The organism is Mesorhizobium sp. WSM2561, assembly GCF_000513915.1.
GTDB classification, from domain to species: Bacteria; Pseudomonadota; Alphaproteobacteria; order Rhizobiales; family Rhizobiaceae; genus Mesorhizobium; species Mesorhizobium muleiense.
Genome location: NZ_AZUX01000007.1, coordinates 152,833 through 167,036 on the forward strand (window position 1 = coordinate 152,833; position 14,204 = coordinate 167,036).

The 14,204-nt window shown below is 63.2% G+C and carries 10 protein-coding genes; 6 read left to right on the plus strand and 4 right to left on the minus strand.

What is annotated here, in order from left to right:
- Positions 1-6 precede the first annotated feature (6 nt).
- Complete coding sequence (locus M727_RS0111090; RefSeq protein WP_236371758.1) at positions 7-1,467, plus strand: AMP nucleosidase; 1,461 nt, start codon at positions 7-9, stop codon at positions 1,465-1,467.
- An 88-nt stretch (positions 1,468-1,555) separates the two neighbouring features.
- Positions 1,556-2,635, plus strand: a complete 1,080-nt coding sequence (locus M727_RS0111095; RefSeq protein ID WP_027152754.1) for an endonuclease/exonuclease/phosphatase family protein — start codon at positions 1,556-1,558, stop codon at positions 2,633-2,635.
- 1 nt (position 2,636) lies between these two features.
- Here M727_RS0111095 and M727_RS0111100 read toward each other — a convergent pair whose 3' ends face one another.
- Entirely contained in the window at positions 2,637-3,242 is a 606-nt protein-coding gene (locus M727_RS0111100; RefSeq protein WP_027152755.1) for a DUF922 domain-containing protein, read from the minus strand.
- Between the two features lie 145 nt (positions 3,243-3,387).
- Positions 3,388-5,067, minus strand: coding sequence for an electron transfer flavoprotein-ubiquinone oxidoreductase (locus tag M727_RS0111105; protein ID WP_027152756.1), 1,680 nt, complete (start codon positions 5,065-5,067; stop codon positions 3,388-3,390).
- Between the two features lie 239 nt (positions 5,068-5,306).
- Here M727_RS0111105 and M727_RS0111115 point away from each other — a divergent pair, with 239 nt between their 5' ends.
- The 3 genes from M727_RS0111115 to M727_RS0111125 all read left to right on the plus strand — a co-directional run bounded on the left by M727_RS0111115 (position 5,307) and on the right by M727_RS0111125 (position 7,852).
- Complete coding sequence (locus M727_RS0111115) at positions 5,307-5,951, plus strand: hypothetical protein (protein ID WP_023800801.1); 645 nt, start codon at positions 5,307-5,309, stop codon at positions 5,949-5,951.
- A gap of 126 nt (positions 5,952-6,077) precedes the next feature.
- Positions 6,078-6,965 (plus strand): uracil-DNA glycosylase, encoded by an 888-nt coding sequence (locus M727_RS0111120; protein WP_027152757.1) that lies wholly within the window; start codon positions 6,078-6,080, stop codon positions 6,963-6,965.
- Between the two features lie 74 nt (positions 6,966-7,039).
- Positions 7,040-7,852, plus strand: a complete 813-nt coding sequence (locus M727_RS0111125) for a helix-turn-helix transcriptional regulator (RefSeq protein WP_027152758.1) — start codon at positions 7,040-7,042, stop codon at positions 7,850-7,852.
- Here M727_RS0111125 and M727_RS0111130 read toward each other — a convergent pair whose 3' ends face one another.
- Both M727_RS0111130 and M727_RS0111135 read right to left on the minus strand, forming a co-directional pair.
- Positions 7,853-8,755, minus strand: coding sequence for a DMT family transporter (locus M727_RS0111130; protein ID WP_084646702.1), 903 nt, complete (start codon positions 8,753-8,755; stop codon positions 7,853-7,855). It abuts the gene before it with no gap.
- A 44-nt stretch (positions 8,756-8,799) separates the two neighbouring features.
- On the minus strand, positions 8,800-11,106 hold the full coding sequence (locus tag M727_RS0111135) for a xanthine dehydrogenase family protein molybdopterin-binding subunit (protein WP_027152760.1): 2,307 nt from the start codon (positions 11,104-11,106) through the stop codon (positions 8,800-8,802).
- A gap of 155 nt (positions 11,107-11,261) precedes the next feature.
- Between M727_RS0111135 and pepN the strand changes: the two genes are divergently transcribed.
- A complete protein-coding gene (gene pepN, locus M727_RS0111140; RefSeq protein ID WP_027152761.1) occupies positions 11,262-13,907 on the plus strand; it encodes an aminopeptidase N in 2,646 nt (881 codons plus the stop codon).
- Positions 13,908-14,204: the final 297 nt, after the last annotated feature.

Consider the following 14,204-nt stretch of genomic DNA (forward strand, 5'->3'; position numbering starts at 1 on the left):
GTCGTGATGCCGGAGCCGTTTGGCCGGCAGATCTTCAATGATGCAGCAAAGGCCGTCGCGGCCTTGCAGGCCCTCTACGACCGCAACACCAAATTCCTGCGCGATTCGTTTACGGCGCTCGCCGCAGGCGGCGACAACAACAAGCGCTACCGGGCGTTTTATCCGGAGGTCGGCGTCACCACGACTTCGTTCACCCAGATCGACTCGCGGCAGGCTTACGGCCATATGCCGACGCCCGGGCATTTCTCGACCACCATAACCCAGCCCGCCCTTTTCGAACGCTATCTCATCGAGCAGCTTCGCCTGATCATGCGCAATCACGGCGTTCCGGTCACGGTTTCGGAATCGACGACGCCCATCCCGCTGCACTTCGCGTTCCTGGAAGGCTCGCATGTCGACGGCGCGGCAGCCGAGCGCATCAGGCGGCCGATCCGTGACCTGTTCGACGTGCCGGATCTCGACGGCACCGACGACCAGATCGCCAACGGCACGTTCGAAGTGGCGTTAGGCGAAGCCAGGCCATTGGCGGCATTCACGGCGCAACGCATCGACTACTCGCTGCACCGGATGTCGCACTACACGGCGACCAGTCCCCAGCATTTCCAGAATTTCGTGCTGTTCACCAATTACCAGTTCTACATCGACGAATTCGTCGCCCGTGCGCACGATCTGATGGCGAAAGGCGGCGGCGGATACGTCGAATTCGTCGAGCCGGGAAACGTCGTCACCAAGGCTGGACAAAGCGCGCCCAGCCATGGCGTGGCGCCGCCGCGCCTGCCGCAGATGCCGGCCTATCATCTGAAGAAGCCGAACCATGGCGGCATCACCATGGTCAATATCGGCGTCGGCCCCTCCAACGCCAAGACGATCACCGACCACATAGCGGTGCTCAGGCCGCATGCCTGGGTGATGCTCGGCCATTGCGCCGGCCTGCGCAACACCCAGGCGCTGGGCGACTATGTGCTGGCGCATGCCTATGTGCGGGAAGACCATGTTCTGGACGACGATCTTCCGGTCTGGGTGCCGATCCCGCCGCTGGCCGAAATCCAGGTGGCGCTGCAGGAGGCGGTCGCCGAAGTCACCGGCCTTTCCGGCTACGACCTCAAGCGTATCATGCGGACCGGCACAGTAGCTACCATCGACAACCGCAACTGGGAGTTGCGCGACCAGCGTGGGCCAGTGCAGCGGCTGTCGCAGTCACGGGCGATCGCGCTCGACATGGAGTCGGCGACGATCGCCGCCAATGGCTTCCGATTCCGCGTACCCTACGGTACGCTGCTTTGCGTCTCCGACAAACCGCTGCATGGCGAATTGAAGCTGCCCGGCATGGCGACCGAGTTCTACAAGCGGCAAGTGGCACAGCATTTGACCATCGGCATCAGGGCGATGGAAAAGCTGGCCGAGATGCCGATGGAACGGTTGCATTCGCGCAAGCTCAGAAGCTTTTCGGAGACCGCGTTCCAGTAGGAGCGAGCGGCCTGCGACCCTGGTAACAGCGCGGCAGGGCATTTCGTAATCTTGCTTTGGGCTGCATTTCTGCCGATAAGCAAAGTAGATGGTACCCGTTCGAAACATGATGGTGTCGGCAGCATTCGTCGCAATGCTCGTCTTCTCGGCCGCGCTGGTGGCCGGGTTTTTCGGAACGCTGCATCCGGCCTTCGATTCCTTCGCTCATTTCCGCGTCCATCTTGCCGTGCTGATGGCGCTTTGCGCGCTGCCGCTGCTGGCGACCTCGTTTCGCCTGCAGGCGGCCACAGCGCTGCTCTTTGCAGTGGCTGCCTTTGCCACCACCTCGAACGCCCTGTCGGTGCCCCGCCTGTGGCCGGTCCAGGCAGCCTACGAAGCCGAGGCCGGCGACCAGCCCGTTTACCCCGGTGATCAGCCGATTCACCCCGGTGACCAGGCGGTCTACCGCCTGCTGCAGATGAACCTGCGGTTCAGCAATCCAACGCCTGAAAAAGTATTGTCGCTGATCGGCCGGACCCAGCCTGATGTGATCACCCTCGACGAGGTGTCCGACATGTGGAAGGCGAAACTTGGCCATCTTGCCAGCGCCTACCCTTACCGGATCCTCTGCCCCTACCCCAATGGCGTTTTCGGCGTTGCGCTGCTGTCCAGACGGCCGTTTGCCGCCGGCACGCAACCGCGCTGCGATGGCCGCGGCGCGATGGCCATCGCGACGGTCGATTTCGGCAGAACCGACGTCGAAGTCGCCGCCATGCACCTCATCTGGCCATGGCCGCGTAACCAGTCACGGCAGATCGGCGGATTGTCGGGGGAGTTCGCCTCGCTCGGCGAGACATCGATCATGGCATGCGACTGCAATGCAGTGCCGTGGAGCGCCGCCGTCCGGCGCGTGGCAGGTCTTGGCAAGCTGACCGTGGCGCCTTCGCCGGGGCCGACCTGGCTCCCTATCAAGCTGCCGGAATTCCTGCGCTTCGCCGGACTGCCGATCGACCTTGTTTTCAGCAAGGGCGCGGTTCTCATCCATTCGGTGTCGAGGCTAGAAAACACCGGCTCCGACCATCTTCCGCTGATGGTGGAGTTCTCGCTCAGGCAGGAACAGAAGAAGCCGGTCGACGAACAAGAAACCGCGACGGCATCGGTGAGACAGAACGGCAGGACCCGAGGCTGAGCTACTGCTTGCGCAACAGCGCCCTGATGAGGTGCTCGACATGGCCGCCGTCGCGATGCTCGCGCGCGTCGAAGGCGTTCTGTTTCGCTTCGTATTCGGCATAGACGGCCTTGATCCGGCGCCTCGCCTCGCGGTGCGTCTTGCTGCAAAACAAGTTGTCGGCGAACTCCAGTCCAGTGATCGATCTTTCGGTCGCCCGCATCATTGTCCTGGCGATGCGGCCATGGTTATGCTCGTGAGCACGAACGCCCGCGAAAAACCGCTTCCAGCGCTTCTGCAGCGCCGGTGTCGCGGCTGAGGCCAAACGCGGCAAGGTGTAGGTGAGATCGAGCGTGCCATTGGCTTGGCGCAGACGGCAGACACCACCCTCCCTTGTGACGTCAAGGTCCCAATCTACGGTATAGGCGGCCAGCGCGATGGCGTGCGTCATGAAGCCGTGCCGCTTCGGACCGTTGCGGTCCATGGCCTCGATCAGGGCGGCGCCCGTGGTTCCAGTGATGTCGTAGGTCCGGGTCTTGACCAGCACCTTCGTGTCAGCCAATGCCGGCGGTGCGAAGCCGCACAAGCCGCCAATCGCCACAAGGCACGTCAGAACCGCCAGGCGCATGGTCATCTCCCGGGTCAGAAAGAATGGAACCACAGGCGCCGCCCCGCTTCAACTTCTTTTAGACGCCGCACATATAATAGGCCTTCACGCGCTTTCATTTTGGTCAACGGGCGAGACGGCCGCCGGGCCGTTCTGGCTTGCTAGGCTACATGTTTTGGTAGACTGGTCCCTCTCCACCTTGTGGCGGCACCCAGGTAATGTTTCGGTTCGGATCCTTGATGTCGCAGGTCTTGCAGTGGACGCAGTTCTGCGCGTTGATGACGAAGCGCACGTCCTTCGCCGCGGGATCGGCGGCGGCGTTGCCATCCTTGTCGACCCATTCGTAGACGCCGGCCGGGCAGTAGCGTGTCGAGGGCCCGGCATAGACATCGTGTTCGGAGCGCTGCTGCAGGTCCATATCCGCGACCAGCAGGTGGACAGGCTCGTTTTCCTCGTGGTTGGTATTGGACAGGAACACTGAGGACAGGCGGTCGAAGGTGAGCACGCCATCCGGCTTCGGATAGGCGATCTTCTTATGCTTGGCGGCCGGTTCAAGCGTCGCATAATCGGCCTTGCCGTGCTTCAGCGTGCCGAAAGGCGAGAACCCGAACAGCGAATTCAGCCACATGTCGAGGCCGCCGATGCCGACGCCGACGACGGTGCCGAAGCGCGACCACAACGGCTTGACGTTGCGCACCTTCTTCAAATCCTTGCCGATGTCGGTCGCCCGCCATGCCGCCTCGTAGGAAGCCAGTTCGTCATTGGCGCGGCCGGCGCCGATCGCCTCGGTGACATGCTCGGCCGACAGCATTCCGGAGAGCACGGCATTGTGCGAGCCCTTGATGCGCGGCACGTTGACGAAGCCGGCAGCACAACCGATCAGCGCGCCACCGGGGAAGGACAGTTTCGGCACCGACTGCCAGCCGCCCTCTGTGATGGCACGGGCGCCATAGCCGAGCCGCTTGCCGCCCTCGAATGTGCCCCTGATCGCCGGGTGGGTCTTGAAGCGCTGGAACTCGTCGAACGGAGACAGATAGGGGTTCTTGTAGTTGAGGTGGACGACGAAGCCGACCGCCACCTGGTTGTCCTCCAGATGGTAGAGGAAGGAGCCGCCGCCGGTCTTCATGTCGAGCGGCCAGCCGAAGGAGTGCTGGACAAGGCCCGGCCGATGGTTCTCCGGCTTGACCTGCCAGAGCTCTTTGAGACCGATGCCGTATTTGCCGGGCTCGCGGCCGTCGGAAAGATGGTATTTGGCGATCAACTGCTTGGCCAGCGAGCCGCGCGCGCCCTCGCCGATCAGCACATATTTGCCCATCAGCGCCATGCCCGGCGCGAAGCCCGGGCCACGCGTGCCATCCTTCTCGACGCCCATGTCGCCGGTGACAACGCCGGTGACCGCGCCCTCGTCACTGTAAATGAGATCCACGGCGGCAAAGCCCGGATAGATCTCGACGCCCAGCGCCTCGGCCTTGGTCGCCAGCCAGCGGCAGACATTGCCGAGCGAAACGATGTAGTTGCCGTGGTTGTTCATCAGCGGCGGCATCAGAATATTGGGCAGACGGAACGAACCGGCGGGGCCGAGGACCAGGAAATGGTCTGCCGTGACCGGCGTCTTGAACGGATGTCCCTCCTCGTCACGCCAGCCCGGCAGCAGCCGGTCGATGCCGATCGGATCGACGACGGCGCCGGACAGGATGTGGGCGCCGACTTCGCCGCCCTTTTCCAGGACGACGACGGAAAGCTCGGGATTGACCTGCTTGAGACGGATAGCGGCAGCGAGGCCGGCCGGACCGGCGCCGACGATGACCACGTCGAATTCCATGCTTTCGCGTTCGATCTCGCTCATCAACCCCTCACTGGCTGCCGCATTTGCGCATCTTGCTGGCTTATCCGCTGCATAGCGCATCAATTCGCGACGCGAAACCGGCGCTGACGTGACAATGCCGATTTCGTCAAAAAGGCCGCGCATCGTACTACAAAATCGCGATTTGCGGGTCCACCAACATCGATCCGAGTCCAAAGAGAGCCGTTGCCCTGATTTTTTTTAATTGTTCGACGGCTTGCTTATCGGCCATACTTCGCACCATGCGCACATACGGGCCATCCGGCTTTTCATCGACGCGCTTTTTTTCGTCGCCCGGACGGATTTGCCGGGCGCTCGTTTTGGCCCTTTTGCCCCTGGCGTCCGTTGGCGCCCGCGCCGAGCCGCAAAGGGTCTGGGTGGCCGGAGCCTACTCCTTTTCCGACGAGCTGGGCGGCTTCCGCATCACCAGCGCCTCGGGCATCGGGACAAAGGAGGACCCGCTTGTCATCACCGAAGAGCTGAATTCGGCGACACCAGTGACACTGACGATCCGCACGACAAAGCCGATCCAGCCCTTCGGCACTGCGGGCCAATTTGCCAACGGCCTCATGTATATGCGCGTCGACGTGCTCAACAACAGCGGCCAGGCCTGGGTCGAGTTCCAGTTCGAGCTCCAGGAGATACTCCACCGGCCGAGCGTGTTCGGCGACGGCCTGTCGTTCGACCAGCGCAACAAGACGCCTGACAACATCTGGTCGAGCAGCTTTGCCGATTTCGATCGCGACTTCGAACCCTATGACCGGCTGCTGTTCAAGAGCGGCAAGATCGACCCGTTGAAGACAGCGAAATTCGATTACCTGATCACCGACTACACACCACGCTGGACGTTCTATCTGGTTCAGGATCCGCGTATACCGTCGAGCTGAACCATTTCGTCATCCAGGGCGAAGCAGGAGCGAAGCGACGTCGCTGAGGCCCTGGATGACGAAATCATGAAGCATCGCGCCAATCACGATGTTGCAAATTCCTGCCGCGCGACTGAATGTGAAAGCATGACTGCCGTTTCCCGAGACAACCGACCTGATATTGCGGAGCTGCTGGCCTTCTACGCCAGCGCCGGCGTCGATGAAGCGCTCGAAGAGGAGCCGCTGAACAGGTTTGCCGAGGCTGCGTCAAAGCCGCCTGAGCGGGGGCCAGCGACAGTTACGCCGCCAACCGGTGAGAACGCAGCGCTGCCTCGCTCGACAAGCCTGTCACGCGCCGGAATGGGCGAAAGGCAAGCTGCGGCACCGGCGGTGCGCGCGCCGTCCGGTACGGCGACAGTGCCCGACGAGCAGCAAGCGGCATTGGCGCGACACTTGGCGACGACGGCGGCAACCCTGGACGAGCTTCGCCAGCACATGGCGGCTTTCGACGGCTGCAACCTCAAATTCACCGCCAAGAACCTGGTGTTCGCCGACGGCAATCCGAATGCTGCCGTCATGCTGGTCGGCGAGGCGCCCGGGCGCGACGAGGACATCGAGGGATTGCCGTTCGTCGGCCGCTCGGGCCGGCTGCTCGACCGGATGCTGGCCGCAATCGGCCTCGACCGGACCTCGGCCTACATCGCCAATGTCATTCCCTGGCGGCCGCCGGGCAACCGCACGCCGACGCCGCACGAGACCGAGATTTGCCGGCCGTTCATCGAACGGCAGATCGAGCTGGTCAATCCGAAGGTGCTGGTCAATTTAGGCGGCCCCTCGGCAAGCACCCTTCTCAACACCACAGAGGGCATCCTGCGGCTGCGCGGCAACTGGCGCGTCCACACGACCGCCGCCGGCATTGCCATTCCCGCCATGCCGACGCTTCATCCGGCCTATCTCTTGAGAACCCCCGCGCACAAGAAGCTGGCGTGGCGGGATTTTCTTGAGGTGAAGGCGAAACTGCGGACGCTGGGTTGAGGGTGAAGGGAAGAGCGGCGCTATAACCTCCCCGGTAATTGAAATGCATCTGCGGCCGGCCTAGTCATGCGCTCATGACAGCAACCCAGACTTCCGCCGGCAGCCTCATTCGCGAATGGCGCATGCGCCGGCGCATGAGCCAGCTCGATCTCGCCATGGAAGCCGAAATCTCGCAGCGGCATCTGAGTTTCGTGGAAAGCGGCCGCGCGGCACCCTCGCGCGACATGGTGCTGCATCTGGCCGAGCAGCTGTCGATCCCGCTGAGGCAGCGCAACCGGCTCCTGCTGGCCGCAGGCTTTGCCCCTAGCTTCAGCGAGCGTCCGGTCAGCGATGCCTCGCTGGCGCCGGCGATGGCGGCGGTCGAGATCGTGCTCAGGGGGCACGAACCCTTCCCGGCTCTGGCTGTCGACCGGCACTGGAACCTGGTGTCGGCGAACACCGCCATCGGCCCGTTCCTGGCCAATGTTGCCGAGCCTTCCTTGCTGAAGCCGCCAGTCAACGTGCTGCGGCTCAGCCTGCACCCGGGTGGCATCGCGCCGCGCATCGTCAACCTGGCCGAATGGCGCGCGCATCTTCTCGACCGGCTGAAACGCCAGAACGACGCCACTGGCGACCCGGTTCTGGTCGAACTGGAGCGCGAGCTTCGGACCTATCCGTCCGGCCTGAACGGCGCACGGCCGCTGCAGGTCGAGCCGAACGCGATCGTGCACCCGCTGCGGCTTGCGCATGGCGATGCCGTGCTGTCGTTCATCAGCACCATCACCGTGTTCGGCACGCCGCTCGACGTGACGCTGTCGGAACTGGCGATCGAATCCTTTTTCCCCGCCGATGAGCAGACAAGGACCGTGCTGGTGCGATTGGCGAACGAGCGGGCCGAGCCGTCCTGATCATCCTTGCGGCGGGGTCGCCTGGCGGGTGCGGGCACGTTCGAGACCAAGCTGGCGCTCGCGCCAGATGATGAAGATGCCCGCGGCAACGACGATCACGCCGCCGATGAGCATATGAACCGTCGGGACGTCGCCAAAGGCGAGATAGCCGACAACGATGCCAAGCAGCATCGACGTGTATTCGAAAGGCGCTACGACCGAGGCCTCGGCATGGCGATAGGCGGCCGTCATCAGAATCTGGGCGAGCCCGCCGCAAAAGCCTGCAGCAATGAGCAGGCCCGCCTGCGCCGGTGTCAGCGCCCGCCAGCCGAACGGCAGCGACAGCAACGCCAGGAGGCTCGCCGTCACCGAAAACCACAGCACGATGGTTGCCGTCGGTTCGCTCTGGACGAGGTTGCGCACCAGCAGCATGGCGACGGCCGAGATCGCTGCCGCGAACAATGCGGCGATGACGCCGAGCACCTCCTGATCGCCGAGCGCTGCGCCCGAACCCAGCAGCGTCAGTTCCGGCCATGAGATGACCAGCACCCCGAACAGTCCGACCGCAACCGCGCTCCAGCGATAGACGCGGATCGCTTCGCCGAGGAAGATCGAACTGAACACCACCACCAGCAGCGGCTGTGCGTAGTTCAGCGCGATCGCTTCCGGCAGCGGCAGCCGTATCAGCGCGGAGAAGCCGAGCCCCATGGCGCAGACGCCGACAACGCCGCGCGCAATGTGGTTGAGCGGGCGCTTGGTCGAAAACGCGGTGCCAAGTTTTCCCTGGAAGGCCAGGAACACGACGATCGGAAAGATGGCAAAGAACGAGCGGAAGAAGACGATCTGGCCGGCCGGCACCGTGCCCGCCGCCTTGATGCAGGACGACATGGCGACGAAGACCGCCACCGAGACGATCTTGAGCATGATCCCGGTCAGCGTGTTGTGCCCGCCGGGATGGTCCGTCGGGTTCACTTGGCAGCTGCTTCCTGGATCGCCGCCCAGATGCGCGCCGGCGTTGCCGGCATGTCGATGTGCCTGATGCCGTAGGCGCGATAGAGCGCATCCGTCACCGCGTTGAGGGCGGCCGGCGTCGCTCCGATCGTGCCCGCCTCGCCTGCCCCCTTGATGCCGAGCGCATTGGTGGTCGAGGGCACGTTGCGGGTCTCGAAATGGAAGAACGGCAAATCGTCGGCGCGCGGCATGGCATAGTCCATGAAGCTTGCCGTCAACAGCTGCCCGTCCTCGTCATAGACCGTGTTCTCGGTCAGCGCCTGGCCGATGCCCTGGACGACGCCGCCATGCACCTGGCCGGCCAGCAGGACAGGGTTCACGGTGACGCCGAAATCGTCGACGATCGTATAGCGGACAATTTCCGTCACGCCGGTGTCGGGATCGATCTCGACCTCGCAGATGTGGGTGCCGTTTGGATAGGTGCATTTGTCCTGCACGAACTCGCCAAAGCCCTTGAGATCGTCCGGGTTCCTGGCGGCCTTGGCGATGCTCGAAAAATCGATCGTGCGGTCGGTGCCGACGATGCGGGCAACGCCGTTGGACAATTCGACGTCGTCGGCCGAGGCTTCCAGCTCATCGGCGGCGATGCGCCTGATCTTGATGGCCAGATCCTCGCCGGCGCGAGAAGCTGATACACCGCCAAGCGGAATGGAGCGCGAGCCGCCGGTGCCGCCGCCGGCCTTCAGCTCGTCGGTGTCGCCCTGGCGAACATGAATCTTGTCGATGTCGAGATGAAGCTTTTCCGAGAGGAACTGCGCATAGGCGGTCGCATGCCCCTGCCCGTTGGTCTGGGTGCCGATCTTCAGCGTCACCGTGCCGTCGCCGTTCAATTCGATAAAGGCCGGTTCGGAGCCGGGAAAAGCACAGGCCTCGATATAGGTCGCCATGCCGATGCCGCGGATTTTGCCTTCCGCCTTCGACTGCGCCAGTCGCTCCGGAAACGCCTGCCACTCCGCTTGTTCGATGGCGCGGTCCATATGGCCTGCGAATTCGCCGGTATCATAGAGGCGGTCGGTCTGCGTGCGGTAAGGGAACTGCTCGGGCCTGATGAAATTGCGCCGGCGGATCTCTTCGACTGGCAAGCCCAGATCGTGGGCGCAGGCGTCGACGAGCTTTTCCAGCAGGAATGCCGCTTCCGGACGGCCGGCGCCGCGGTAGGCATCGACTGGGCAAGTGTTGGTGTAGAGCCCGGTCACCGAAACGTCGAGCGCTTGGATGTCGTAGACGCCGGTCGACATGGTGACGCCGATATAGGGGATGAACGGGCCGTATTGCGAGATATAGGCGCCGATATTGGCGAGGAGATCGACCTTCATGCCGAGAAAGCGGCCGTCCTTGTCCATCGCCATCTCGGCGGTCACGACATTGTCGCGGCCTTGCGCATCGGTGAGGAAATGCTCGGTGCGGTCGCCGGCCCATTTCACCGGGCGGCCAAGGCGCCTGGCGGCCTCCAGCACCAGCGGATGCTCGCGATAGACGAAGCTTTTCGGCCCGAAGCCGCCGCCGACATCCGGCGTGATGACGCGCAGTTGGTTCTTCTTGATCTTGAAGACGTCGGCCAGGATGTACTGCATGGAATGCACGCCCTGCGAGCCTGTGGTCAGCACGAAGCGGTTCTCCTGCGTGTTCCACTCGCCGATCGCCGAACGCGGCTCCATGTAGTTGCAGACCAGCCGGTTGTTGATGAATTCGATGCGGGTGACATGCGCCGCCCTGGCGAATGCCGCCGCGGTCTTCGCCTTGTCGCCGATGTGGTAGCTGAAGGCGCGGTTGGAGCCGAGTTCCGGCCAGACCAGCGGCGTGCCTTCGTCAAGCGCCGTGGCGGTTCCGGACGCGGCATCCTCGCCCTCGTATTCGACCTCGATCAGTTCGGCCGCGTCCTGCGCCAGCGCGCGGCTGTCGGCGACGACGAAGGCGACGGCGTCGCCGACATAATTGACCCGGTCGCGGCAAAGGACCGGAATGTCGCGGGTCGGCGCCTTGGTGCCGTCCGGCTGCCTCTGCATGACGCCGGATTTCAGCTTGCCGAGATGAGCAAGATCCGCACCGGTCAGCACCAGATGGACGCCAGATGCCGCCTTGGCCGCCTCGGTCGAACCGAGGGTGAAGCTTGCCTTGGCCACCGGCGAGCGCAGGACATAGCCATGCAGGAGGCCGGCCGGTTGGATGTCGTCCGTATAGCGGCCGAGACCCTTGATGAAGGCCTGGTCCTCGCGACGCAGCACAGAGGCGCCCATGCCGAATTTCGGTGTGACGACGGTCATGGATACCTCGCGACGATGATTGGAAAACGAGTGCCTGAAATAGGCGCTGCGCCAGTTTTGTCGAGTGACGGTTTCGTGTAAAGAGCGCGTGCTTCACATTTCTTCGACCAGCGGACCCACCTGCCGCTGCGGGAATCGACAGGAAAACCAACGGAATGCGCACGGACACCGGCCAGGTCTTCAAGCTCGAAGACTATCGCCCCACCGACTATCTCATTCCGGAAACCGGCCTGACTTTCCGCCTGTCGCCGGAAGCCACGCGCGTCATCGCCGTGCTGACGGTCGAGCGCCGCGACGGCGTCGCGGCGTCAATGCCGCTGGTGCTGGACGGCGATGGCCTGACGCTCAGCCGCATCGCAATCGACGGCCAGACACTTGCGCCGGCCGATTTTTTCGCCACGCCCGATCAGTTGACGATCACCACGCCGCCTACAGCAGCCCGCTTCCAGCTCCTGATCGAAACCGAGCTGGCGCCGGCGCACAACGAAGCCCTGATGGGCCTCTATCGCTCGAGCAACGTCTATTGCACGCAATGCGAGGCCGAGGGCTTTCGGCGCATTACCTATTTTCTCGACCGTCCCGATATCCTGTCGGTCTATACGGTGCGCATCGAGGCGCCGCACCACGAGTCGCCACTGCTTCTTTCCAACGGCAACCCGGCTGGCGGCGGCGAACTTGCCGACGGCTGGCACTATGCAGTCTGGCACGACCCCTTCCCCAAGCCGTCCTATCTGTTCGCGCTGGTCGCAGGCGCTCTCGGCAAGGTCGCGGACAGCTTCGTCACATTGTCCGGCCGCGAGGTCGAGCTCGGCATCTTTGTCGAGCCGGGCAAGGAGCGGCTCGCCGGCTACGCCATGGACACCCTGAAACGGTCGATGAAATGGGACGAGGAGGCGTTCGGCCGCGAATACGACCTCGACGTCTTCAACATCGTCGCCGTGTCCGACTTCAACATGGGCGCGATGGAGAACAAGGGCCTCAACATCTTCAACGACAAGTATGTGCTGGCCGACCAGGAGACCGCAACGGACGCCGATTTCGCCAATATCGAGGCGATCATCGCGCACGAGTATTTCCACAATTGGACTGGCAACCGAATCACTTGCCGTGACTGGTTCCAGCTTTGCCTGAAGGAAGGGCTGACGGTTTTCCGCGATCACGAATTCTCCGCCGACCAGCGATCGCGAGCGGTGAAACGCATTGCCGAAGTGCGCACGCTCAAGGCACATCAGTTTCCCGAAGACCAGGGACCGCTGGCGCATCCAGTGCGACCGCGCCGCTACCGCGAGATCAACAATTTCTACACGGCGACAGTCTACGAAAAGGGCTCGGAAGTGGTGCGCATGATCCGCACCATTCTCGGCGCCGAGACGTTCCGGGCCGGCATGGATCTCTATTTCGAGCGCCATGACGGCGAGGCTGCGACAATCGAGGACTTCATCAAGGTGTTCGAGGATGTGTCCGGGCGCGACCTCGCGCAATTTTCGCTCTGGTACCATCAGGCCGGCACGCCCAATCTGACCATCAGTTCGACGCACAATGCGGCGGCCCAGGAATTCACGCTCGAGATCGAGCAGTCGGTGCCGCCAACGCCGTCCGAAAGCCGCAAGCGGCTGATGCATATTCCGCTGGCCTTCAGCCTGGTCGGCACCGACGGCAAAGCGATAGAATATAGCGGCGTCGAGGGCGCCAGCGTCGAGGACGGCGTCATCCATATCCGCAGGCGCCGGCACATGGTGCGCTTCTCGGGCGTCGCCGAGCGCCCGGCGATGTCGCTCAACCGCGGCTTCTCGGCGCCGGTGACGCTTTCCGTCGAGCAGAGGGCCGACGATCAGTTCTTCCTTGCTGGCCATGACAACGATACCTTCTCGCGCTGGCAGGCGTTCAATACACTTTTGACCGAGGCTCTGATATCCACCTTCCGCCAGGTCCTTGACGGCAAGCAGCCCGGTTTCGCATCGCGGTTGATCGAGCTTGCCGGCAAAATAGCCGGCGACGAGACACTCGAACCGGCCTATCGGGCGCTGGCCCTGGCGCTTCCAAGCGAAGCCGATATCGCCCGTGACATCGGCAAGAACATCGACCCCGATGCCATTTTCTCGGCCCGCGAGGCGCTGACGGTCGCAATCGCCGAGGCGAATCGGGAGATATTCTCCGACCTCTACGATCGACTGACCGACAAGGACGCTTTCAGTCCTGATGCGGCAAGCGCCGGTCGCCGGGCGCTGCGCAACACCTTGCTCGACTATCTTTCGCTGCTGCAAGGAGGTGCGACGCTTGCGGCCCGGCATTTCCAGTCCGCGACCAACATGACCGACCGCGCCGCCGCATTGAGCGTGCTTGCGCTGCGCCATGGCGGTTCGCCCGAGACGGTCAAGGCGCTGGCGGAGTTCGAAGCGAAATATGCGACCGATCCGCTGGTGATGGACAAATGGTTCCATATCCAGGCCAGCGTGCCGGGCCCGCAAACCATTCATGCGGTGCGCGCCCTGACCGGCCACCCGGCCTTCTCGATGGCCAACCCGAACCGGGTGCGCTCGCTCGTCGGCACGTTTTCCAGCGCCAACCAGACCGGCTTCCATCGCGCCGACGGCGAAGGCTACCGGTTTTTCGTCGAAACGGTCCTGCAGGTCGAAAAGCGCAACCCGCAATTGGCCGCCAGGCTGGCGACGGCACTCAGATCATGGCGCTCGCTGGAACCTGCCCGGCAGGGCAAGGCAAGGGAAGCGCTGCTTTCGATTGCCAATACCGAGAACCTGTCGGCCGATTTGCGCGACATCGTCGAGCGCACGCTGGCGTAAGGTGTGTCGATATTCAGGTGATGCCGGCCTGCGAACGGCGGTTTCCTGCGCTTCCGGTGCTCACGTACCCAAAAGTACGGTCCGCTCCGGTTCTCGGAATCCACCGTTCTCGGCACGGCCTGACCTGAATCTCAACACACCTTAGAAGGTTGCCGCCCGGCATCATCGGGCGGGAAAGTCCATTATTTTAGTCGATTTTTAATCTTTTTTCGCCGCGCCTCTGGACAAGCCGAATCACCTTTGATTCTTTAGCTGAAGATTCGGAAGTGCGGCGTCGCCGGATCGTCAAGCAGATTT

Bases quoted from the DNA above. Each gene is read 5' to 3' on its own strand.
- M727_RS0111090 (WP_236371758.1), top strand. From the start codon at position 7: ATGCCGGAGCCGTTTGGCCGGCAGATCTTCAATGATGCAGCAAAGGCC.
- M727_RS0111095 (WP_027152754.1), top strand. From the start codon at position 1,556: ATGGTACCCGTTCGAAACATGATGGTGTCGGCAGCATTCGTCGCAATG.
- M727_RS0111100 (WP_027152755.1), bottom strand. From the start codon at position 3,242: ATGCGCCTGGCGGTTCTGACGTGCCTTGTGGCGATTGGCGGCTTGTGC.
- M727_RS0111105 (WP_027152756.1), bottom strand. From the start codon at position 5,067: ATGAGCGAGATCGAACGCGAAAGCATGGAATTCGACGTGGTCATCGTC.
- M727_RS0111115 (WP_023800801.1), top strand. From the start codon at position 5,307: ATGCGCACATACGGGCCATCCGGCTTTTCATCGACGCGCTTTTTTTCG.
- M727_RS0111120 (WP_027152757.1), top strand. From the start codon at position 6,078: ATGACTGCCGTTTCCCGAGACAACCGACCTGATATTGCGGAGCTGCTG.
- M727_RS0111125 (WP_027152758.1), top strand. From the start codon at position 7,040: ATGACAGCAACCCAGACTTCCGCCGGCAGCCTCATTCGCGAATGGCGC.
- M727_RS0111130 (WP_084646702.1), bottom strand. From the start codon at position 8,755: ATGCTCAAGATCGTCTCGGTGGCGGTCTTCGTCGCCATGTCGTCCTGC.
- M727_RS0111135 (WP_027152760.1), bottom strand. From the start codon at position 11,106: ATGACCGTCGTCACACCGAAATTCGGCATGGGCGCCTCTGTGCTGCGT.
- pepN (WP_027152761.1), top strand. From the start codon at position 11,262: ATGCGCACGGACACCGGCCAGGTCTTCAAGCTCGAAGACTATCGCCCC.